This window comes from Vibrio sp. PBL-C16 (assembly GCF_034321865.1).
Taxonomy (GTDB): domain Bacteria; phylum Pseudomonadota; class Gammaproteobacteria; order Enterobacterales; family Vibrionaceae; genus Vibrio; species Vibrio alginolyticus.
In genome coordinates this window covers 512,447-536,210 of sequence record NZ_JAXLNY010000002.1, presented here as the reverse complement: position 1 = coordinate 536,210, position 23,764 = coordinate 512,447, and the positions used below count along the sequence as shown (strand labels likewise).

Genomic DNA, 23,764 nt, shown 5'->3' with positions numbered 1-23,764 from the left:
TGCCCTTTTTGTTTTGTCGATATCATCACGATAAAGCTTACTGTTCGGAGTGATGCTCTCTCCCGAGCATAAGCAAACACGGTGTCAGAACTAACGTTAGCAAAGTCGCAAACGCCAAACCACCCGCGACAGCGGTCGCAAGCTGAGACCACCATTGAGTGCTTGGTGCGCCAAACTCCACTTTCTGATTAACTAAGTCGATGTTCATTTCTAACACCATTGGCAATAAGCCTAATATGGTGGTCACCGTCGTAAGTAAAACGGGTCTTAAACGCTGCACACCCGTACGCAAAATAGCCTCAGATTTTTCTAAGCCACGTTTACGCATCTGATTATAAGTATCGATTAAAACAATATTGTTGTTTACCACGATACCAGCCAACGCAATCACTCCAATTCCCGACATAATGATGCCAAATGGCTTTTGGAAAATAAGTAACCCGGCGAAGACACCAACGGTAGAAAACAGCACTGCACTAAGGATTAAGAAAGCTTGATAAAAGCTATTAAACTGCGTAATTAAAATCAAAGCCATCACACCAAGCGCGACAATAAAAGCATTTTGCAAGAATGCTGATGAGTTTTCCTGCTCTTCATTTTGACCCCGAATCTTATATTCAATGCCTTCCGGTAAGTCGAGCTGTTCCATTCCAGCGGCAATCTTAGGTAACTCAAGCGCCAAATTGTAACCTTCCACCATATCCGCTTTAATATTGATAACTCGATGACTGTCGACCCGACGAATAGTGTCTTGCTTATGATCTGGTTTGATTTGAGCAAAATTCGTAATCGGTACCAGACCAGCTGCCGTTTTCACTCTCAGTTGATCAAATCGACCTATGTCGCGCTTATCTTGCGGATAGCGCACCAAAATATCGACTTCTTCATCCGCATCATCGGGCAAATAATCGCCTATTTTCAAGCCGTTCGTAACAAACTGGACGGTATTCCCGACTAAAGTAGCATCCGCTGCAAAGCGAGAGGCGTCATCTCGCTGGATATCAATTTGCCAATCAATCCCTTCCTTATTAGTGGTATCACTCAAGTTGGTCAGTGCAGGATTACCATCAGCCCAATGTCGTACTTTTTTGGCTGCTTCATCTAACGCACTAACACTCAAATTTCGTGATGACACTTCAATCACGAGATCATGCTCGACAGGCGGTCCTGCGTCCGGGAATTTATACTCAAGTTCAACACCATAAAAGCGGTCTGTCGTCTCTTTTAGTTCCTCAATAATGGTTTTCACTTTGCGTCGATACTGCCAATCCACAGGCGTTATTTGAATCTGGCCAATCTCGTCCCCATTATCGCTCGATCCTGTGCGCGTGTAGACACTTTCAAACTCGTCATGACCGAGCATCACCTTCTCGATTTCGCGCATAACAACATCTTTTTCGTGAATAGACAGGTCACCATAAGAACGAACTTTAACGGTAAAAAAGGCAGGGTCCACCTCAGGGAAAAACTCTGCACCCAAGCCAGCTTTGTTGTAAGTGAAGCCGACACCTGCCGCTAGCAGTATCGCGCTGAGTAAGACCTTCCATGGATGACGAATCGCTACCGACAGAGTCTGGTAATAAAGCTTGGTAATGCCTGTCGCTTTTTCAAAGTTGCCGTTATGCAGCTCAACCATTTCTCGCTGAGCTTTCTGATTGACTACTTGAGGCTTGCCAATGATCCCACCGATGACAGGAACGAACAATAAAGCCATCATCAGAGAAGCGGCCAAAGTAGCAATTAAAGTAAGTGGTAAGTACTTCATGAACTCACCAGTGATGTCTGGCCAGAAAAGTAACGGAGCAAACGCAGCCAATGTGGTTGCTGTGGATGCGGTAATAGGCCAGGCCATTCGCTTTGCGGCATCTCGATAGGCTTCTTTACGTGGCGTTCCTTCTTGCATGCGCCGATCTGCAAACTCTGTCACCACAATGGCACCATCCACCAACATGCCTACTGCCATAATTAAAGCAAACAGTACGACGATATTGACCGTCAGCCCAAATACCGATAACACCAACAACCCAGTCAAGAACGATCCTGGAATAGAAATCCCCACGAGAAGCGCGGTCCTAACCCCCAATATGGCAATAATGACGATAACTACGAGGATAATTGCGGATAAGATATTGTTTTGTAGATCACTGAGCATCAATTTGACATCGTCGGATTGATCCCAAGTGTATTTAACTTGCAAATTGTCGGGCCACTCGGCGCGCTTCTGTCCCTGAGCCAGTACTTCTTTTACCAGCTCAACCGTTTCAATGATGTTTTCCCCTGCCCGTTTTTTTACGTCCAAAACGATGGCAGATTCGCCATCTAAACGAGCAAAACTTTCAGGATCGCGAAATGCACGCCGTACTGTCGCCACATCGCCAAAAGTGATCACCTCTTTTCCATTCACCTTGATAGGTAGTTCAAGCACATCTTTCAGTGAATCAAAAACCGATGGGACTTTTACCGAAAAGCGTCCATACCCAGTATCGACAAACCCCGCAGCCACAACTCGGTTATTCAAGGCAATTAAATTATAGATATCCGCTTGATCGAGACCGTAGCTTTCCATCAATAGCGGATCGACAACTATCTCCACGATGTCTTCGCGATCTCCTGCGATTTCAACCTCAAGAATCTGACGGAAACTTTCCAAACGATCACGTAACGTTCTGGCAATCTGAACAATGGTTCGCTCTGGTACGGTGCCATAGAGCACAACGGTCAAAACAGGCTCTTCAGATGCAAACGTGACTTCGTTTACCGTTGGCTCATCACTGTCCTCTGGTAACTTTGGCTTCGCAAGATCAACCGCATCACGCACATCTGCCATCGCTTTATCAAGATCCACTCCGACACTAAATTCCAGCGTCACCGAAGCATGACCTTCTGATGCCACAGAGGTCATCTCTTTTACGCCTTCAATAGAGCGCAACTCTTGCTCTATTGGCCGAACTAATAAACGCTCGGCATCGACAGGAGAAATGCCTTGATGCCCAACAGAAACGTAGATAATAGGAATGGTAATATCAGGGCTCGATTCCTTGGGGATTGTGACGTAAGTAATGACACCTGCAATTAATATCATCACCAACAATGTCAGCATAGTGCGAGCGCGAGATAACGCAGCATCAATCAGAGTGTACATAGGTGCTCCTTACTGCTCATTAGCCGCTTCAATAACTACGTCATCAACTTTATTGGCCAGTACTTGATCACCATCTCGCACAAAACCTTGTCCCAGCACGATAATGTCTACACGCTCTCCTAACCCAGAGAGCCACACACCATCATCCTCGGCCTTAACGAGTTGAATTGGAACAAACTCAACATGCTCATTACGCAGTGTCTTGACACCTAAGTTACCTTCTTCATCTAGTGCTAACATGGCAGCCGTAATCTTTACTGCCAACACTTCACTCAAAGGCAGCTGTACTTCTGCGCTCATACCAGCAGGAATTCTTGCGTCTTGATTATCAATTTCGATTTCAATTGGAAACGTATTAGTAGAAGCAGAAGAAACACGTCCAATGTAGCGCACACGACCTTGATGATGCTGTTGGTTAATGGTTCTTACGTCGGCTTCTAGGCCTTCCTTAAGATATTGTATATGCCGTTCACTGACATCGGCTTCAATCACTAAAGTATCCAAATCAATGACCGTCGCAATAGGATCGCCAATCCCGACAAAATCACCTAACTCAACAAAGTGATGATCTACGATGCCATCAAATGGCGCTTTAACCTCAGTATTTCTTAAAGCCGTTTGCACGTTACTCAAATTCGCACGTGCATCTACCAACGCTGCTTGCGCTGTCGCAAATGCAACCTCACCTTGCAGTCCGCGACTTTTTAGCGATTTAGCTGCATTAAACTCTTTCTCTTTAACCAACAGCATCGCCTGGGCCCGTTTAAGTTGAATGCCAAGGTCGCGCTTATCGATGTTTGCGATCACTTGTCCCTGTTTGACCGCTTGGCCTTTCTTTATGTTAAGACTGACTATTTTACCGGCAACTTCGGCGCCAAGACGCGCTTGACGATTGGGCGCTGTTCGTCCATACAATTCAATGGTTTTACTGGTAGGTTCGGCAAGAAAAGTATCAAACATCACCTTTGCAAGTGGTGTTGTGTTCGTGGATGTTGAAGAGTTAGGATGATCATCTTGTGCTTTGAGTTGGCCGATGGTTAGCCATGCAACAAGAAGTAAGACGAGGATAAGAGATACTAGCCAAGGGCGCTCGACAATTCGGCGCCCAAAAGAAAGTCCAGACATATAAAGTCCTTTTTATTATTTCTCTGCATATCTGCGAGCGTGCGCTTTACGTGACATCCTTCTACATAAAGCACAGGCAGCCATTAGCTGCCTGTTAGGTGTTAATTACACACTGAACGATGCACCACAACCACATGTTGTCGTTGCATTTGGATTATTTACGAAGAAGCGCGCTCCTTCCAACCCTTCTGTGTAGTCAACAATACCGCCAACGAGATATTGCAGACTCATAGGGTCTACAACCAGTGTTACACCACTGTTTACGATTGTCGTATCGCCTTCGTTTACATTTTCATCAAAAGTAAAGCCGTATTGGAAGCCGCTGCAGCCGCCGCCAGTAATGTATACGCGCAGTTTCAATGCTGGGTTTTCTTCTTCAGCAATCAATGCTTTAACGCGAGATGCTGCTGCGTCAGAAAAAGATAATGGTACGTTTACTTCGCTCACGAAGACCTCTCTCACTCGTGTAATGCGTCAAGCCTGAAGCAAGACGTCAAATTTGTGCTAATTGAGACGATTATCCAATACCTGACAAACTCGTTCAAGTATTCGCCGCCGATTCTTTATAACAGATGCGGATATATAAGATTACACTGCGAAACAACACATAAATTAAGCAAAACGTTTCTAACTTGATTATAGCTAGGTACAATGCGCTCCACTTGGTCCGAGAAATCAAAAGAGGATAACCCCATGACCAAATCATCAGAGCTGTATCAAAAAGCTCAGCAAACCATCCCTGGCGGTGTCAATTCACCAGTTCGTGCATTCAACGGCGTTGGCGGCTCTCCGCTATTTATCGAACGAGCAGACGGTCCACTGATTTTTGATGCCGATGGTAAAGCGTATATTGATTACGTTGGCTCTTGGGGTCCAATGATTCTTGGTCACAACCACGCGGTTATCCGCGAAGCAGTAATTGATGCAGCGCAACGCGGTCTTAGCTTCGGTGCGCCAACAGAACTTGAAATCGCGATGGCAGAATTAGTTTCTGAGCTTGTTCCATCAATGGAGCAAATCCGCATGGTAAGTTCTGGTACTGAAGCTACGATGAGCGCGATTCGCCTTGCACGTGGCTTCACCGGTCGCGACAAGATCATGAAATTTGAAGGTTGTTACCACGGCCACGCTGACAGCTTGCTAGTAAAAGCAGGTTCTGGTGCACTAACTCTAGGTCAGCCAAGCTCTCCTGGCGTTCCTGCAGATTTTGCTAAGCACACGCTAACAGCAACATTCAACGACCTAGATTCTGTACGCGAGCTATTTGCTGCTAACAAAGGCGAAATTGCTTGTATCATCGTTGAGCCAGTAGCAGGCAACATGAACTGTATTCCACCAGTGGAAGGCTTCCACGAAGGGCTACGTGAAATCTGTGATCAAGAAGGCGCGCTACTAATTTTTGATGAAGTAATGACAGGCTTCCGTGTTGCTCTAGGCGGCGCGCAAGCACACTACAACATCAAACCCGACCTAACGACACTGGGTAAAGTGATTGGTGGCGGTATGCCAGTAGGTGCTTTCGGTGGCCGTAAAGAAGTGATGCAATACGTTGCACCTACAGGCCCAGTTTACCAAGCTGGTACCCTTTCCGGTAACCCTGTCGCAATGGCAGCAGGCTACGCATGTTTGAACCTTCTAAAAGAAGAAGGCAACGAAAAGCGCCTAGCTTCTAAAACGAAACAACTTGCTGAAGGTTTTAAGTCTCTAGCAGAAAAACACGGTATTCCGCTAGTTGTTAACCAAGTGGGCGGTATGTTCGGCTTCTTCTTCACTGACCAAGAAAAAGTAACTTGCTACGAAGACGTAACGAAGTGCGATATAGAACGCTTCAAGCGTTTCTTCCACTTAATGCTAAAACACGGTGTCTACCTTGCGCCATCTGCGTTTGAAGCGAGCTTTACTTCACTCGCTCATGGTTCAAAAGAGATTGATGCCACACTAGAAGCTGCTGACCGCTGTTTTGCTGTTCTTGCAGAAGAAGCGAAATAATCGCTAAAAACGGCGATAACGCATTTAGAAAAGGACCGTAACGGTCCTTTTTTATTGCCAATTCAAAATAACCAATATCGCTAATACCCCAACGACAATGCCAAACCACGGTATTCGCTTAGCTTTTTTCTCGGTTTGACACTTTTTATCACCGTTGCAACAACCCATAGCTCATCTCTTGATTGATAACCGACTGATTTGTAGTCATTATAGCAAGGTACATCGCCCTGCTCTAATTCGGCATTGTCATAAGCTTGAAAGAGTTAAGAGTGCAAAGTAATAAAGGTTACACGCCATCATTGAAGGCATAAACCGTAAACGTCACCTGTAAGTTGGACTAATACCATGCCAAATAATGTAAAAATAACGTCGAGTCACCGAGTACTAATGGTTGCTTTACTCGCCGCTGCTTTTGCTTGCTACTTATTGGTTGAGCCATATATCAATTCCATTGTGATGGCTTTTATCATTTCTTTGCTCATGTTTCCGATACACGAATGGTTTGAGCAGAAAATTCCCAAGCACCCAAATATGGCAGCACTGCTGTCATGTGTCGTCTTGACGTTTATTATTGTTATCCCGCTTTTATTTGTGTTTGCAGCCATTGTTCAGCAAGGCTCTGTTTTCTCACAAAATACATATAATTGGGTTACCAATGGTGGCATCCAAGATATATTCCAACATCCTTTCGTTATCAAAGGCTTAGCGATTGTTAATGAGTACTTACCTTTTGATAAAATCGAGCCCAAAGCCATTGCTGAGAAAATTGGTCAATTTGCTACATCGTTTGGCTCTAACTTAGTTGCTATCAGCGCAAAGATTTTAGGAGACGCAACCAACTTCCTAATGAACTTCTTCCTGATGCTGTTTGTGCTGTTTTTTCTGCTTCGTGACCACGACAAAATTATCTCTGCGATTCGTCATATCCTGCCACTCTCACGTAGCCAAGAAGACCGCATATTGACAGAGATAGAGCAAGTTTCTAAATCAGCCGTGATGGGCTCATTCATGACAGCGATTGCTCAAGGTTTGGCTGGCGGCATCGGTATGTGGCTAGCTGGCTTCCCTGGGCTATTTTGGGGAACGATGATGGGCTTTGCATCATTCATTCCAGTGGTAGGAACCGCGCTAATCTGGATTCCTGCAGCAGCGTACTTGTTCTTAACAGGCGATATGACTTGGGCTATCTTCTTGACGGTGTGGAGTGTAGTCGTCGTTGGCTCTATAGATAACCTATTGCGTCCGTTGCTAATGCAAGGCAGCGCCGGCATGAATACCCTTATGATTTTCTTCTCATTACTGGGTGGTCTGCATCTGTTTGGTTTGATTGGTCTTATCTACGGCCCACTTATTTTTGCCGTGACCATGGTACTGTTTAATATCTACGAGGAAGAATTCAAAGACTTCCTTAACCAACAAGACAACAGCTAGTCACCGCTTAATCACTTCAAGCTTGGGGCAGATTGTGCGAAAATCTGCCCCAAATTATTTCTGATGAACCAAATTTATGTCTGCTTATATCGCTCCTAGCCAAATAGCTCAGCGCCAACTTGAATACTTCAATGGAAAACACGTTTTAGTCGCTGGTGAAGTTGAAGACCTATTTCCTCTTGAGTTAGTGGCTCATTGTGAGTCTGTTGAAGTGTTTACTTCCAACTATAGCTACTACCGCCAAATTCAAACCTCTGACAAAGTGAAAAGTCATTTTGGCTCTGTGTTTGATGTTGAAACAAAAGCAGACATGGTCCTTTTATACTGGCCAAAAGCAAAAGCCGAAGCAGAATACTTGCTGGCGATGTTGATGGCGAAACTGGGCATTAACACCGAAATCGTCATCGTTGGTGAAAACCGCTCCGGCATCAAGAGCATCGAGAAGATGTTCCAAGAATACGGCCCTGTGAACAAGTACGACTCTGCTCGTCGCTGCTCATTTTACTGGGGTAATTGCCTCAATGAACCAAAACCTTTCAACCAAGCAGATTGGTTTAAGTCTTACACTGTTACACTCGGTGAGCAGTCGCTAGCGGTTAAGAGCCTACCTGGCGTATTCAGCCATGGCGAGTTCGACTTAGGTAGCCGATTGCTGCTTGAAACCTTACCTAAGCTGTCGGGCAAAGTGCTCGACTTTGGTTGTGGTGCAGGTGTACTCGGTGCGTTTATGGCGAAAGCGAATCCAGAGATCGCGATTGAGATGTGTGACATTAATGCTTATGCGATCACTTCTAGCCAAGCCACATTAGAAGCGAATGGTTTATCCGGACGCGTATTTGCATCAGATATATACTCGGATACCGAAAAAGACTACCGCTTTATCGTCAGCAACCCGCCATTCCACAGTGGTCTAGACACAAATTACAACGCAGCGGAAACCTTGTTGGGTCAGGCGCCACAATACCTAACCAAAGACGGCGAAATGGTGATTGTCGCGAATAGCTTCTTAAAATACCCACCAATTATCGAGCGGGCGTTTAATAATTGCGAGACGCTAAATAAGACCAATAAATTTTCTATCTACTACGCGAAAAAATCATAACTTCCCTCCGCGCAGGCACAAACCTGCGCGATTTTTTCTCATAAATTCAACACTCATAAGAAAAACTGCGTCACCCTGCACGCTTTACAACTAACTTTCTTGTCAAAGAAAAAAAACTCGTTAATTTTGTTAATTCTATCTAGTTGAACATCTTATCCGTTTTTAACGAGAACCTCGGCAGCGAATTATGTTTTAGAACTGCCCATTATGAGTTGTAATCTTATCCATGTTTAAATTCTACAAAAAACAGAAATTTAAGCGCCTTCAGAGTACACTGATGACCGCATTTCTGGTGCTCAGTATCACACCTCTTACCATTACTGCGATCTTTTTCTTGCAGTCCCACAGTAAAGATCTGCAAGAACAAAGCACCTCGCACTTACTGTCTGTTCGAGATACAAAACAGCAGCAAATCATCGACTACTTTGAGGCACGAGAAACCGAAGTCATGGGCTTTGTGCGCTCAGAGTTGGCTTACGCCAGTGGTGGCCGATTCTACGGTCTCGTCAATGCTTTTAGTCGTTTAGGCAATGATATTGAAGAGTCTCGTAAAAACGCCCAACAGCGCTACATCGAGGGCAGCGGAGACCAAATCAAAACCTCAACGTTACCCGAGTCATCCAACTATGTAGGAAGTGAACGTTACCGACTTTTACATAAACGCTATCATTGGGCCTACTTGGAGCTCCTCAAGCGCTCTGATTTTAATGACATTTTGCTGGTCGACATCAATGGTAACGTCACCTACTCGATCAACAAAGACGATAACTACGGAACGAACTTGTTATCAGGCCCCTACAAAGACTCGGCACTTGGCAAAACTTTCAAGCGTCTCGCCGATGATGTGACTGAACGTCGAAAAGTAAACGAAGACTACACTCCTGTGATTGTGTCTGACTTCGAGCTGGAAGGGGGTAAATCAGTCGCTTGGCTAGGTGCACCAATTGTTCAGCAAGGTTATCTACACAGCTATGCCATGTTCCGCTTGCCAAATAATGGCATCACTAAGTTAGCCGCAGACGCTAATCGAGAGTCATCCATTAACACCCTGCTGGTTGGAAATGATCACCAACCTCGCACAATTAACACGAAACAAGACGACATTAAGAACAGTTTAGAAGTGATCGATAAAGCACTCTCTGGTGCGTTTGGTGTCGGCACTTACACGAACGGCTTAGGTGAAGAAATCATCGCGGCTTATGCACCGATTGAAACTCGTGGTGTGATTTGGGCGCTCGTCGTACAGTTACCAGAAAACGAAGCTTTCGCTCGTATCCATCAACTCGAAAAACTATTCGTTATCGCTATGTTGATCGCCATTATCCTTGTGGTGATCGCTTCTCACTATTTATCAAACTTTATCACTTCTCCGTTGCTGAAATTGACTTGGGTTGCCGAAAAGGTCTCTGCAGGGGATCTTGATGACACGTCTTTTAATACGGTTCGTAAAGATGAAATTGGTCGGCTTGCGTTAAGCTTTGAACGAATGCAACGCTCTATTCGAGAGAAGATTCAAACCATTAAGAAGCAAAATGAAGAACTAGAAAGCAACATACAGATCATTCAGAAACAGAATGAAGAACTGCAATTGGCCGATAAATTAAAAGATGAGTTCTTAGCCACGACTTCTCATGAACTTCGTACACCGTTACACGGCATGGTCGGGATTGCTGAAACCTTAGCGTCCGGCGCCAATGGTGCGATCCCCGCTAGCCAGAAATATCAGCTTGATATCATCATTAAAAGTGGTCAGCGTCTCGCTAATCTAGTCGATGACTTGTTGGATTATCATAAAATGCGTTATGGAAGCATGGATATCCAGAAATCAGCAGTGAGTTTGGGCAGTGCAACACGATTGGTTTTAGAGCTTTCTAGCCATTTACTTGGAAGTAAAACCATCCGCATCATCAACCAAGTCCCTGCGGATTTAAAAGCAGTGTCGGCTGACCCGCAACGCCTTGAACAAGTGCTATATAACCTGATTGGCAATGCGATTAAATACACCTCAGAAGGTAAAATTGTTATCTCCGCTAATGTGGTAGATGATCATGTACGCGTACAAGTTGTGGATACTGGACAAGGAATTCCCGCAGAACAACTTGAACATATTTTTGAACCACTCATCCAAGCAGGGCAAGACGCGAGCCGTTATCGTCAAGGTGCAGGACTTGGGCTCTCCATTAGCCGTCAATTGATCGAATTAATGGGAGGCTCGTTATACGTCAGTAGCCAACCAATGGTCGGAACTACCTTCAGTTTCACTTTACCGCTCGCCAGTGAAGAAGAAATCCAAGCAACCCAGACTCTAGCTGCGCACGGGCACTTCCAAATTCCTGAAGTTAATGTAGAGAACAGTGAAGACTTATCACTTCCAGAGAACCCAGACGGCCCGTTACTGTATGTTGCTGACGATGAACCAGTAAACTTACGCGTGCTTGAAAGCTTTTTACGTTTAGAAGGCTATCGTGTGCGTACCGTCTCCGATGGGCCAGAAACGTTAGCGCTCGTCGAGCAAGAGAAGCCGGAACTTCTGTTATTGGATATCATGATGCCAGGCATGAGCGGCTACCAAGTTTGTAGTGAACTACGTGAAACCTATGATCATGCCGAGTTGCCAATCATTATGCTCACCGCACTCAGTCAAACAGAAGATCGTGTAAGAGGTTTTGAGGCAGGAGCCAACGACTATTTATCGAAACCATTTAATAAACAAGAGTTGGCGGCACGTATCCAAGCGCATTTAACGGCAAGTAAAGCAGAAATGCGCCATATGGAAAACAAAGTGCTAGAGTCTGAACTTAGACAGCGTGCAGTCGTTGAAGCAAGCTTACTTGAGACTCAAGGTCGTTTGTTGGAACAGCTAGAATCGGCTCCTGAAGCTATCATCTGTCTACGTGAAGACAAGCGTATTCGCTTTGCTAACGAAGCTGCTTGTAAGCTATTCAAGCGCAGCTTAGAACAGCTAAAGCGTTCATCTGCTGATGAGCTGATTGCCCCTAAATATCTGACCGTCAAACAACCTCATTACTGTGGCAAGATTGATATCTATATTGAAGATATTCGTCAGAACATCGAAGCAGACATTCTTAAGCTCCCTGAAGGTTCAGGGTTAGATATCATGTACATCTTTAATGTCGGCGGTGGAGCCAGTGCCGCTCGCATACATAATCTAGAAACCGCCGTAGAAGTGCTTTCAAGTTATGCATTTGATGGTGACAAAGACCAATTGCAAAAGCTAAAAGAGCTTGGCGGAGAATTTACGCGCCTTGCAGACAAAGCGCTCGGTAATAAAAAAGACAAGCAAGAACTTATGCGAGAAGTTCTAGTAGACGCAATGACACATGCTTTAGAGTATTGGGAATCTGTAACGGGTGAAAGTAAGTTCGCATTTGCAGAGCAAAGTGGCTTGTGGCGCGTTTATCTAGACCGTAGTACTTTGCAAACACGCACTTTAGATAAATACATGCGTATAGAAACATTACCCAAAACACCACGTTGGAGAACGGTGCTAAGCTCGATAGAGTTCATTCTCGAACACTGCAAAGAACAGAGCCCCGAGAGAGCATACATAGAAGCACAACGAGATAAACTACAGCGACTATTGACCAGCTAATATTTATCAAAAAAACTAGCCCAGCGTGCATGCTGGGCTTTTTTGTTATTCGAGTATTCCCTTCCTAGAGATAAAAGAGACCGCCTCTTCCTACCCCATTAACATATTTCCAATAACGAACATTCGGTTAGACATCGCTATCTATTGTTGGTCTTCAAAACGTACGATCTTATCCATTTAACTGGCCTTAATTAGGTAAGTTCGAGCAACCAAAAAACTTCATTCATACAATAAAAAAAGGACGACAAACGGAAGAAAACTGTCGATAAAAAAGGCCATTTTTCAGATAACAAGCGGATTTTGACGAACTATTGATAGAGATTGCGAACTTAATCACAACAGAACGGCAGATTAATTTTTAGCTGATTAATTAACACCATTTCTGCATGTGAGCGAGATCTCCGAACCTAGAAACCAAGCAGGAAACGTATATTTAAAAAGGACCAACAGGTTAGTAATCACCAACACTCATTATTAACAAGGATATAAACTGCGACGCATATCAACGTTTATTTTTTGGCCCAATGCTGGTTAAAATTAGCCAAAATAACGTTTATAACGGAGAGCTCAGAGATTTTAACGTTTTTAACGGGAATCAAGTTTGATTATTTTATGGATAAGGTGTTTTCTTACTCCTGCCTAAGGCCTACAGGCCACTCTTGGCGAAACTCAATGTTGTAATGAGTAAGGCATGTACAAGAGGTAGGTCTTAGAGAGTGTTTATCAATTGATGACATTCAATTCCATTTAGTGAAATGAAAGCAAATAGTAAGGAACAGCTATGCTTGCCAATATTAAAAAAACAGCACTAGCAACAGCAATTATTGCAACGGCTACTACAGGTTTTGCATCGGTAGCTACTGCGGCTGAACGCAGTGAACTGACTATCCACCCTAAAGAGTTTACAACTTTCGTTCGTAACTTTAACCCTTTCTTGGGTGCAACTAACCTGCACACAACAACCGACTTTATTTACGAGCCGCTCGTTGTTTTTAACGAAATGCACGGTAACACGCCTGTATTTCGTCTAGCAGAAAACTTTACCATGGCTGATGACCTGATGAGCGTAACCTTCGATATCCGTAAGGGCGTAAAATGGTCTGATGGCAAAGCGTTTACCGCTGATGACGTTGTTTATTCTTTCAACCTAGTGAAAGAGAAGCCAGAGCTAGACCAGTCTGGTATCAACTCTTGGGTGACTGGCGTAGAAAAAGTTAACGACTACCAAGTTAAATTCCGTCTAAGCGAAGCAAACTCAAACGTTCCTTACGAAATTGCGAAAGTACCCGTCGTACCTAAGCACGTATGGAGCAAAGTAAAAGATCCAGCTACATTCACAAACGAAAATCCAGTAGGAAGTGGTCCATTTACTGAAATCGACACTTTCACACCGCAGCTATATATCCAGTGTGAGAACCCGAATTATTGGGATGCTGACAACCTAGATGTAGACTGTCTGCGTGTGCCACAAATCGCGAACAACGACCAATTCTTGGGCAAGATCGTTAACGGCGAAATGGACTGGACGTCTTCATTCGTACCAGACATCGACCGTACGTACGCTGCAGCAAGTCCGAATCACCACTACTGGTACCCACCAGCGGGTACTCAAGCATTTGTAGTGAACTTCAAAAACCCAGACGCTGCGAAAAACGAAGCGCTAACTAACGTTGACTTCCGTCGTGCGTTCTCTATGGCGCTAGACCGTCAAACTATCATTGATATCGCTTTCTACGGCGGCGGTACAGTGAACGACTTCGCATCTGGCCTTGGCTACGCATTCGAAGCTTGGTCTGATGAAGAGACACACAACAAGTACAAAGGCTACAACACATACAACGCGGAAGGTGCGAAAAAGCTTCTAGCTAAAGCTGGCTTCAAAGATGTAAACAAAGATGGCTTTGTGGATACACCATCTGGCAAGTCTTTCGAGCTTCTAATTCAATCACCAAACGGTTGGACTGACTTCAACAACACAGTACAACTAGCCGTTGAGCAACTAGCAGAAGTGGGCATTAAAGCTCGTGCTCGTACACCGGACTTCTCGGTATACAACCAAGCAATGCTAGAAGGTACTTACGACGTTGCTTACACCAACTACTTCCACGGTGCAGATCCACACTTGTACTGGGATAGTGGCTACAACTCGAAGCTACAAGCTGGTGATGGCATGCCTCGCTTTGCAATGCACTTCTACAAGAACGATAAGCTAGACGGTCTTCTTAACAGCTTCTACAAGACAGCAGATAAGCAAGAACAACTAGAGATCGCTCATGGCATTCAGAAGATCATTGCTCAGGACCAAGTAACTATTCCTGTGCTATCTGGCGCGTACATGTACCAATACAACACAACTCGCTTCACTGGTTGGTGGAACGAAGAAAACCCTAAGGGCCGTCCAAACATTTGGGCAGGTATCCCAGAGCGTCTACTTCACGTACTGGACCTAAAACCAGTTAAATAAGTAGAAGTTCATTTCAAGCGGCATACATCCCGTGTGCCGCCTATAAAAATCCCTTGTTAACGAAACCAATATGTGGCGCTCGTCGTCAGGGGATTTTTCGCTCTAAATTTCGCTAGGAGCGACCTGAAACCAGAAACAGGGAAAAAATCTGGGTGAGTAAGGTGTGAGTTATGGGTTATTTTTTAAGACGTTTGTCGTTCTATCTTGTCGCGCTCTTAGTTGCAGCGACGTTAAACTTTATTATTCCGCGAGCAATGCCTGGTGACCCAGTTACCATGATGTTTGCTAATGCTTCAGTACAGGTGACTCCAGAACGAATCGCAGCAATGAAAGAACTGCTCGGTTTCGTTGATGGGCCAATTTACATTCAGTACTTCTCGTACATTAAAAACATTCTAAGTTGGGAATTGGGCACCTCAATCCAGTTCTACCCACTTTCAGTTAATTCTTTACTAGGTAGTGCATTTGGCTGGTCACTATTTCTAGCTGGTACTGCGGTTGTACTTTCTTTCTCCATCGCTTCTGTCCTTGGTATTTTTGCCGCCTGGAAGCGCGGTAGTAAGTACGATGCATTCGTAACGCCTGGCACATTGATCATTCAAGCTATTCCACAAATGGTTATCGCAATGTTAGCGCTGTTTACCTTTGCGATTGGCCTGAAATGGTTCCCATCTGGCTATGCTTACACGCCAGGTACTATTCCTGATTGGACAAGCTGGGAGTTCATCAAGAACGTGGGTTACCACGCTGTACTACCTCTATTCTGTGCAACCATCGTTCAAATTGGTGGCTTCCTAGTTAACATGCGTAACAACATGATCAACCTTCTCGCCGAAGACTATATCACGATGGCTAAAGGTAAAGGGCTGAGTGAAAACCGCGTCGTCTTTAATTACGCCGCACGTAACGCACTACTTCCAAGTGTTACCGCACTGTCTATGTCTTTAGGTATGGCCATTGGAGGTCAATTAATCATCGAGATGATTTTCAACTACCCAGGCCTAGGTACTGTTCTATTGAACGCAATTCACGCTCGTGACTACCAAGTACTTCAAGGTCAGTTAATTATCATGACGATGTTCATGCTGTGCTTCAACTTAATGGCTGACATGCTGTACATGATTCTAGACCCTCGCCTACGTACGGGAGGCAAATAATCATGAAAGAACTATTCAAACTTATTTTAGGTAACGCATTTGCTCGCATTGGTCTTGGCATTGTTACGCTGTTCGTGTTCGTTGCGATTGCCGCTCCTTTACTTACAAAGCATGCGCCAGACAAGCGAACCGGTAACCCACACGAATACCCAAGCTTTGTTGTAAAACAGGCACAAAACAACCCTGATGGTTGGGTCGCTAAAAACCTAGCAGACGATCGTCGTACACTGCTTATGTCTAAAAAGGCCGACCACGTATTAGGTACTAGCCGAATGGGTCGCGATATCTGGTCGCAGGTGGCTTACGGTGCACGAGTATCACTGGGTGTAGGCTTTGGTGCTGGCATCATCGTGTGTTTCTTAGCAACAGTCATTGGTATATCGGCAGGTTACTTCGGCGGTAAAGTGGATGACATATTGAGTGCCGCAATGAACATCATGTTAGTAATTCCGCAGTATCCATTGCTATTCGTGCTGGCGGCCTTTATCGGTGAAGCAGGCCCACTCACCATTGCCTTGATTATCGCTGGTACTTCTTGGGCATGGGGTGCACGTGTTGTCCGCTCTCAAACTATGGCACTACGCGAGAAAGAGTTCGTTAAAGCTGCCGAAGTATTGGGAGAGTCTTCATTCCGCATCATCTTCGTTGAGATTTTACCAAACCTTATCCCAATTGTCGGTGCGAGCTTCATTGGCTCAGTAATGCTGGCGATCAACACTGAAGCGGTCATTTCGTTCCTAGGTTTGGGTGATGCCAACACGATCAGTTGGGGCATCATGCTTTACAACGTGCAAACCTCATCAGCCATGCTGATTGGCGCATGGTGGGAAGTCCTAGCACCGTGTATTGCCCTAACACTACTGGTTACTGGTCTTGCTCTGTTGAACTTTGCCGTTGACGAAATTGCGAACCCTCAACTTCGTTCTCACAAAGGCATGAAACGCTGGAAAAAACTAGCAGCAAAAGACAAGAAAGAACGTGAGCCTGAACTGGCACCACAAAATGCACTATGGAGCGGAGATAAATAATCATGACTGCACCACTAATTTCCATCCGTAACCTATGCGTAGACTACATCACAGACGCGGGCGATGTCCGCGCCTGTAACAACGTGAGCTTCGACATTGCACCAGGTGAAGTATTCGGTCTGGCTGGTGAATCTGGCTGTGGTAAATCCACTGTTGCCTTCTCACTAATGCGCCTTCATAAGCCGCCAGCGTTTATCACAGGTGGTGAGGTTATCTTCAACGGTGAAGATATCCTTCAGTACAGCGATGATCGCATGCAAGCGTTCCGCTGGAGTGAAATGTCGATGGTATTCCAGAGTGCGATGAACGCTTTGAACCCTGTTTTAACCATGGAAGAGCAGTTCTGTGACGTCATCATGCGTCATACCAATATGACTCGCGCTCAAGCAAAAACACGCGCTGAAGGTCTGCTGGAAATCGTTGATATCCACCCTAGCCGATTGAGTGATTACCCGCACCAGTTCTCTGGTGGTATGCGTCAACGTCTAGTAATCGCAATCGCTTTGGCTCTGAACCCAAAAATGATCATCATGGACGAACCGACTACCGCATTGGATGTAGTGGTTCAACGTGAAATTCTACAAAAAATTTACGCGCTTAAAGAAGAGTTTGGTTTCTCAATTCTATTCATCACACATGACTTGTCATTGATGGTCGAGTTCTCGGATCGTATCGGCATCATGTACTCAGGTGAGTTGATTGAAGTCGCGCCTTCTAAGCAAATTCTGGAAAGTCCTTACCACCCTTACACCAAAGGTTTGGGTAGCTCTTTCCCTCCACTAACTGGACCAAAGACCAAATTGACTGGTATTCCAGGTAACCCGTTGAACTTGCTAGAAGTTCCACAAGGCTGCCGCTTCCAAGCTCGTTGCGACCGCGTACATGAAGCATGTACACGTGTACCAACCCAATTACGTCAAATTGAACCAGGTCGCCTCTCAAATTGCCATTTGTACGGCGACACCATTGCTCAAGCTAAGGTTTAACAACAAAAAAACGCTAGCTAAGAACAAAAATTACACTGGAGAGAATTATGAGCAAACAATTCGGCGAACTGCTGATTGAGGGTAAAAATGTCGTTAAGGACTTCCCTTTAAACAGTAACTCAATCAAACAATCTAAGATGCGCGCAATCAACGACGTCTCTTTCAAAATGTACAAGAGCCGCGGCTTGTCAGTGGTAGGTGAATCTGGTTCAGGTAAGTCTACTACTGCAAAAATGATTGCAAAAATGTACGCACCAACCGATGGCATCATTGAATACAAAGGTCGTGATATCCAAGACATCACCTCTCGTCACGATTTAATGACCTACCGTGAAGGTGTACAAATGGTGTGGCAAGACCCGTTTGGCTCGCTAAACCCAACGCACAATATCTTCCACCATATTGCGCGCCCGCTGCTGATTCATAAGAAAGTAGCACCGGGCAACAAGAAAGAACTGGAAGAGCGTGTGTACGACCTACTTGAACAAGTTGGTCTTATTCCACCAAAAGAAACGGCGCAAAAGTTCCCGCACCAGCTATCTGGCGGTCAGCGTCAACGTGTAAACCTAGCTCGTAACATCGCAGTTGGTGCTGAAGTGGTATTGGCGGATGAGCCAACATCGATGCTCGATGTATCAATCCGTGCCGGTGTTCTGAACTTGATGGAAGAGATGAAGTTCGAGAAACAAATGTCTCTTCTTTACATCACTCACGACATCGCGACAGCGCGTTACATTGCTGAAGATCTCGCGGTCATGTACGTAGGTCACATGGTTGAATGGGGCGATACTGAAGAAATCATTCACGATCCTCAACACCCATATACGCAACTGTTGGTATCTGCGGTTCCAGATCCATCGAAGTCTATTCACGAGAAACTGAAAGGCAACAAAGGGGAAATCCCACTTTGGACACCAGAATCTGTCGGCTGTCCATTTTCTGGACGTTGTGTACACGCTACCGACAAATGTCGCGAACGACTACCGGGCGTCACTCAACTGTCCGACAACCACTTTGTCCGCTGTTACTTATTTGAAGATTAATCATAACGAACGAGGGTCAGGTTCAGCCTGGCCCATTCCTGTTTTTATCGTTTCCCGGAGACATTGAATGCTGCTACTGACTAACCACATTGGTTATGAACGTCTGGGCCCAAAGAAAGCCATTATCCAGACCGAACAACCACACTTGTCTTCTTACACTGCTCAATTGATTTGTACCACTAGCGAGCAAACCGTGGCAACTTTTGCGGTTGAAGAACAAGGTAAAGTGGCGAACTGGCATCAGGGCTATTTCTACCTCATCGACTTTTCCTCTTTCACAACGTCAGGTGACTATTTCTTGCAAGTAGAAGATACGCGCTCTTCCTCTTTCATCGTTGGCGAACACATTCTGTTGGATCAAACTTTGTCAGATGTGATCCACTACTTCAAATCGCAACGTTGCGGCGGGATCTTCGATCAACAAGATCGACAACTTCCAGTACTAAACTCCAATAAAAAGGTTGATGTACACGGCGGCTGGTACGACGCATCAGGAGACGTTAGCAAGTATTTAAGTCACCTTTCATACGCGAATTATCTGAATCCTCAACAAACCCCAATGGTGGTTTGGAACATCCTAAAAGGGGTTTCGTTGCTTGAAGGAAGCGAAGACATTGCAGCTTTCACACGTACACGTCTGATTGAAGAAGCCCTGTTCGGTGCAGACTTTCTTGTGCGTATGCAAAACGAAAAAGGCTTTTTCTACATGACGGTCTTTGACAAGTGGAGCAAAGATACTGCGCAACGCGAGATTTGCGCGTACGAAACTCAACTTGGTCACAAATTTGACGACTATCAAGCAGGCTTTCGACAAGGTGGCGGTGTCGCCATTGCAGCGCTAGCGGCAGCGTCGCGTTTAAGTGTTCACGGTGAATACGATCAACAAAAATACCGCAACGCTGCCGAAAATGGTTACTGGCACTTAAAAGAGCACAATACACAGTACCTCAATGATGGGGAAGAAAACATTATCGACGAATACTGTGCGCTACTGGCTTGTGTAGAACTGTTTAAAGCAACCAAAGAAACTCGCTACTTGAAAGAGAGCCGTTTGTGGGCGCAACGTTTAGTTGCACGCCAAATGAGCGACGAGCAGATTCAACACTTTTGGTCAGCAAACCAAGACGGCAGCCGTCCATATTTTCACGCAGCCGAAGCTGGTCTACCAGTTATTGCCCTATGCGAATATCTATCAATTGAAGACGACTCAGCACGAGCGGAATCGGTAAAACGTATCGTCAACCTAGCGTGTGAGTTTGAGATCACAATATCGAATAAAGTGATCAACCCATTCGGTTACCCTCGCCAATATGTTAAAGGCGTAAATGAGTCAAAACGCGAGGCATTTTTTGTCGCACACAACAATGAATCCGGCTATTGGTGGCAAGGCGAGAATGCTCGACTGGGCTCACTCGCGACCATGGCGTACCTTGCTCAACCGCATATAGCGTCGCAAGAAGTACTGCAACAACTTTCTGTGTTTGCTCAAGATGCATTGAACTGGGTTGTAGGCTTAAACCCATACGACATGTGCATGCTAGATGGCCATGGTCGTAACAACCCTGATTACCTCCCTCAATATGGTTTCTTCAACGCAAAAGGTGGCGTGTGTAACGGAATCACTGGCGGCTTTGAAGACGAGGAAGACATTGCATTTAATCCACCAGCACAAAAAGAAGACGTGTTACAAAACTGGCGCTGGGGCGAACAATGGATCCCGCATGGCGCTTGGTACTTACTCGCGATAATCAGTCAAGCTCAGCATGTTTCTCAGTTGGCGACCTCTAAAAATATGAAGGAAGAATAATCATGGGAATGTATTTTGTCGGTATCGATGGTGGCGGCACGTCATGTCGAGCCAGGATTAAAGATTCACAAGGTAATTTTCTTGGCGAGGCCAAAAGCGGCAGTGCCAACATCATGCTAGGTGCTGAAATAGCAATGGCTTCGATTCTTGAATCCATCACTTCGGCTACCGAGCAAGGCGGTCTAACACAACAAGATTTCGCGTCGATGCACGTCGGCTTAGCCCTTGCTGGCGCAGAGCACAAAGCATCTTGGCAAGCCTTCATGTCTCTTCCTCATCCATTTGCCAGTATAACTATGAATACCGATGCTTACGGTGCGTGCGTTGGTGCACACAATGGCGAAGATGGCGCAATCATGATTGCGGGAACCGGTTCTTGTGGCATCTACCTTAACGGATTCGAGCAACATGTTGTCGGTGGTCGTGAGTTCCCTATTTCGGATCAAGGTGGCGGCGCAGTGATGGGGCTACGCCTAGTTCAGCAAGTTTTGTTAGCTGAAGATGGCATCAGAGAAAAAACGCCCCTAGCACAACACGTTATGACGCATTTCGAAAATGAGGTCGACAACGTGGTGGCGTGGTCAAAACAGGCGCTTCCTCGTGATTATGGGCAGTTTTCTCCGGCTATTTTCCAACATGCGGAACAAGGCGATGCACTGGCCATTGAAATGCTGAAGCAAACCGCAGCGGATATAGAAATGTTTCTCGTGGCATTAAACAAGCGCGGCGCAACACGTATTTGTTTAATGGGCAGCATAGCTGAACGCATTGTACGTTGGCTTTCACCACCAGTTCAGCAATGGATTGTTGAGCCACAGTTTGACGCGATTGAAGGCGCAATTATGTTTGCTGGCAAACCAGAACATAACCTTTACTCGCTCAGTGCGGCGTAGGAGTAGATATGGAATATCGTGTTGATCTCGTAGTCCTTTCTGAGCAGAAACAAAACTGCCGCTTTGGCCTCACCTTTCATAACTTGAGCGACCAAGACCTAAACAGCTGGAGCTTAACTTTCGCTTTCGATCGTTACATTCTTCCAGACAGCGTTTCAAATGGTCAACTGACTCAAATTGGTAGTTTTTGCACACTTAAGCCAGAAGGGGTGGTACTGGCTGCCAACCATCACTATTACTGTGAATTCAGTATTGGTTCGAACCCATTCCGTTATTACTCGGATGGCTTTAACGAAGCGATGATCAACTTTGTCGTTGATGGAAACCCACAGCGCGCACAAGTGGATGTCACGCCTATCGTATTAGCTTCACCATACCGTGAACGCAGTGAGATTCCTGCAAGTTTAACCCATGCACAGCCCTTGCTGCCAAAACCAAACCATATTGAGGTCAGCGATCACTATTTTAGCTTTGATCATCATGCTGGCGTCGCGGTTTATTCAAGCCTGGCCAATTCAGCTAAAGAATGGCTACTTGATGAGCTTAAGCGCATTCACCAATTTGAGTTCGCATCAGACAATGGCAGTCAGATCATCTTCAAAGGCAACCCAACCTTGGATGAAGGCGCTTACAAACTGAAAGTAGCCGAAGAGTCAATCAAAATTGAAGCAGGATCTTCGTCTGGTTTTACCCATGCTTGTGCAACGTTATTACAACTAATCAAAGTTGGCGATCAACCTAACTCAATGGAAGTAGTTTGCTGTTCAATCAAGGACAGGCCACGCTTTCGTTACCGCGGTATGATGCTGGATTGTGCTCGTCATTTTCACTCCGTTGAGCAAGTCAAACGCTTGATCAACCAACTGGCTCATTACAAGTTCAATACGTTCCATTGGCATCTTACCGACGATGAGGGTTGGCGAATTGAAATCAAATCACTGCCTCAACTGACCGATATTGGTGCTTGGCGCGGATTGGATGAGATCAATGAACCACAGTACACGCACTTTGATGAACGTTACGGCGGCTTCTACACACAAGAAGACATCAAAGACGTTATCGAATTTGCATCGCAACGCGGCATCACCATCATTCCTGAAATTGATGTACCTGGTCATTGCCGAGCCGCCATCAAGTCGTTACCACACCTATTGGTAGAAGCGGAAGATACCACCGAATACCGCAGTATTCAGCATTACAACGACAACGTCATTAACCCTGCTCTGCCGGGGAGTTATGAATTTATCGACAAAGTGCTAGAAGAAGTCTCTGCGCTTTTTCCTGCGCCTTACGTTCATATTGGTGCCGACGAAGTACCTAACGGCGTATGGTCAAAAAGCCCAGCATGCCAAGCACTAATGGAACAACTGGGTTACAGCGACTACAAAGATTTGCAAGGACACTTCTTGCGTTATGCCGAAGACAAACTTCGTAAATTGGGCAAACGCATGCTGGGCTGGGAAGAGGCTCAACACGGCGACAAAGTCAGTAAAGATACGGTGATCTACTCATGGCTAAGCGAAAAAGCGGCATTGAACTGTGCTCGCCAAGGCTTTGATGTGGTGCTGCAACCAGCACAAACCACTTACCTAGATATGACCCAAGACTACGCACCTGAAGAACCGGGCGTGGACTGGGCAAACCCACTGCCACTAGAAAAAGCTTACAACTACGAGCCGCTCGCTGAAGTGCCTGCTGACGACCCAATACGTAAGCGCATTTGGGGCATTCAAACAGCATTATGGTGCGAAATTATCAATAACCAACCTCGCATGGACTACATGATCTTCCCTCGTTTAACTGCAATGGCAGAAGCATGTTGGACAGACAAACAACACCGAGATTGGACCGACTATTTATCACGCTTGAAAGGCCATCTACCTCTGCTTGATTTGCAGGGAGTGAATTACCGTAAACCGTGGAAGTAATACAAAACTGATGTCGAAACATCACGCTTGAAGAGTTTTTAAATTTTGGCTGCTGA

Annotated in this window: 15 protein-coding genes; 12 read left to right on the top strand and 3 right to left on the bottom strand. The window is 45.4% G+C overall.

Features of this window, described 5'->3' with window-relative positions; all coding sequences use genetic code 11:
- Window positions 1–37 precede the first annotated feature (37 nt).
- The 3 genes from vmeK to erpA all read right to left on the bottom strand — a co-directional run bounded on the left by vmeK (window position 38) and on the right by erpA (window position 4,714).
- Window positions 38–3,142 (bottom strand): multidrug efflux RND transporter permease subunit VmeK, encoded by a 3,105-nt coding sequence (gene vmeK, locus UQW94_RS10745; protein WP_054576316.1) that lies wholly within the window; start codon window positions 3,140–3,142, stop codon window positions 38–40.
- A gap of 9 nt (window positions 3,143–3,151) precedes the next feature.
- The gene (locus UQW94_RS10740) at window positions 3,152–4,267 is read right to left on the bottom strand and encodes an efflux RND transporter periplasmic adaptor subunit (protein ID WP_005380030.1); all 1,116 of its coding nucleotides are present in this window, start codon (window positions 4,265–4,267) and stop codon (window positions 3,152–3,154) included.
- 105 nt (window positions 4,268–4,372) lie between these two features.
- Window positions 4,373–4,714 (bottom strand): iron-sulfur cluster insertion protein ErpA, encoded by a 342-nt coding sequence (erpA, locus tag UQW94_RS10735; protein ID WP_005380031.1) that lies wholly within the window; start codon window positions 4,712–4,714, stop codon window positions 4,373–4,375.
- A gap of 246 nt (window positions 4,715–4,960) precedes the next feature.
- On the opposite strand from erpA, the gene hemL reads away from it, so the two are divergent.
- The 12 genes from hemL to UQW94_RS10675 all read left to right on the top strand — a co-directional run bounded on the left by hemL (window position 4,961) and on the right by UQW94_RS10675 (window position 23,708).
- Entirely contained in the window at window positions 4,961–6,256 is a 1,296-nt protein-coding gene (hemL, locus tag UQW94_RS10730) for a glutamate-1-semialdehyde 2,1-aminomutase (protein ID WP_054576317.1), read from the top strand.
- A gap of 345 nt (window positions 6,257–6,601) precedes the next feature.
- Window positions 6,602–7,687, top strand: coding sequence for an AI-2E family transporter (locus UQW94_RS10725; protein WP_005386541.1), 1,086 nt, complete (start codon window positions 6,602–6,604; stop codon window positions 7,685–7,687).
- A gap of 76 nt (window positions 7,688–7,763) precedes the next feature.
- A complete protein-coding gene (gene rsmC / locus UQW94_RS10720; RefSeq protein ID WP_005380034.1) occupies window positions 7,764–8,789 on the top strand; it encodes a 16S rRNA (guanine(1207)-N(2))-methyltransferase RsmC in 1,026 nt (341 codons plus the stop codon).
- Window positions 8,790–9,015: 226 nt separating this feature from the next.
- On the top strand, window positions 9,016–12,402 hold the full coding sequence (locus tag UQW94_RS10715) for a response regulator (RefSeq protein WP_005380036.1): 3,387 nt from the start codon (window positions 9,016–9,018) through the stop codon (window positions 12,400–12,402).
- A gap of 781 nt (window positions 12,403–13,183) precedes the next feature.
- Window positions 13,184–14,866 carry an ABC transporter substrate-binding protein gene (locus tag UQW94_RS10710; protein ID WP_005380037.1) on the top strand — a complete coding sequence of 561 codons (1,683 nt, stop codon included), beginning with the start codon at window positions 13,184–13,186 and terminating at the stop codon, window positions 14,864–14,866.
- Between the two features lie 170 nt (window positions 14,867–15,036).
- Window positions 15,037–16,023, top strand: a complete 987-nt coding sequence (locus UQW94_RS10705; RefSeq protein ID WP_005380038.1) for an ABC transporter permease — start codon at window positions 15,037–15,039, stop codon at window positions 16,021–16,023.
- A gap of 2 nt (window positions 16,024–16,025) precedes the next feature.
- Window positions 16,026–17,051, top strand: a complete 1,026-nt coding sequence (locus UQW94_RS10700) for an ABC transporter permease (RefSeq protein ID WP_130545024.1) — start codon at window positions 16,026–16,028, stop codon at window positions 17,049–17,051.
- 2 nt (window positions 17,052–17,053) lie between these two features.
- Window positions 17,054–18,037: an ABC transporter ATP-binding protein gene (locus tag UQW94_RS10695; RefSeq protein ID WP_005386550.1), complete on the top strand. Its 984-nt coding sequence runs from the start codon at window positions 17,054–17,056 to the stop codon at window positions 18,035–18,037.
- Between the two features lie 47 nt (window positions 18,038–18,084).
- Window positions 18,085–19,080, top strand: coding sequence for an ABC transporter ATP-binding protein (locus UQW94_RS10690; protein ID WP_213885647.1), 996 nt, complete (start codon window positions 18,085–18,087; stop codon window positions 19,078–19,080).
- A 67-nt stretch (window positions 19,081–19,147) separates the two neighbouring features.
- A complete protein-coding gene (locus UQW94_RS10685) occupies window positions 19,148–20,887 on the top strand; it encodes a glycoside hydrolase family 9 protein (protein WP_322142232.1) in 1,740 nt (579 codons plus the stop codon).
- Window positions 20,888–20,889: 2 nt separating this feature from the next.
- Window positions 20,890–21,780, top strand: coding sequence for an N-acetylglucosamine kinase (locus tag UQW94_RS10680; RefSeq protein WP_154205056.1), 891 nt, complete (start codon window positions 20,890–20,892; stop codon window positions 21,778–21,780).
- 8 nt (window positions 21,781–21,788) lie between these two features.
- Complete coding sequence (locus UQW94_RS10675) at window positions 21,789–23,708, top strand: beta-N-acetylhexosaminidase (protein WP_322142231.1); 1,920 nt, start codon at window positions 21,789–21,791, stop codon at window positions 23,706–23,708.
- Window positions 23,709–23,764 lie beyond the last annotated feature (56 nt).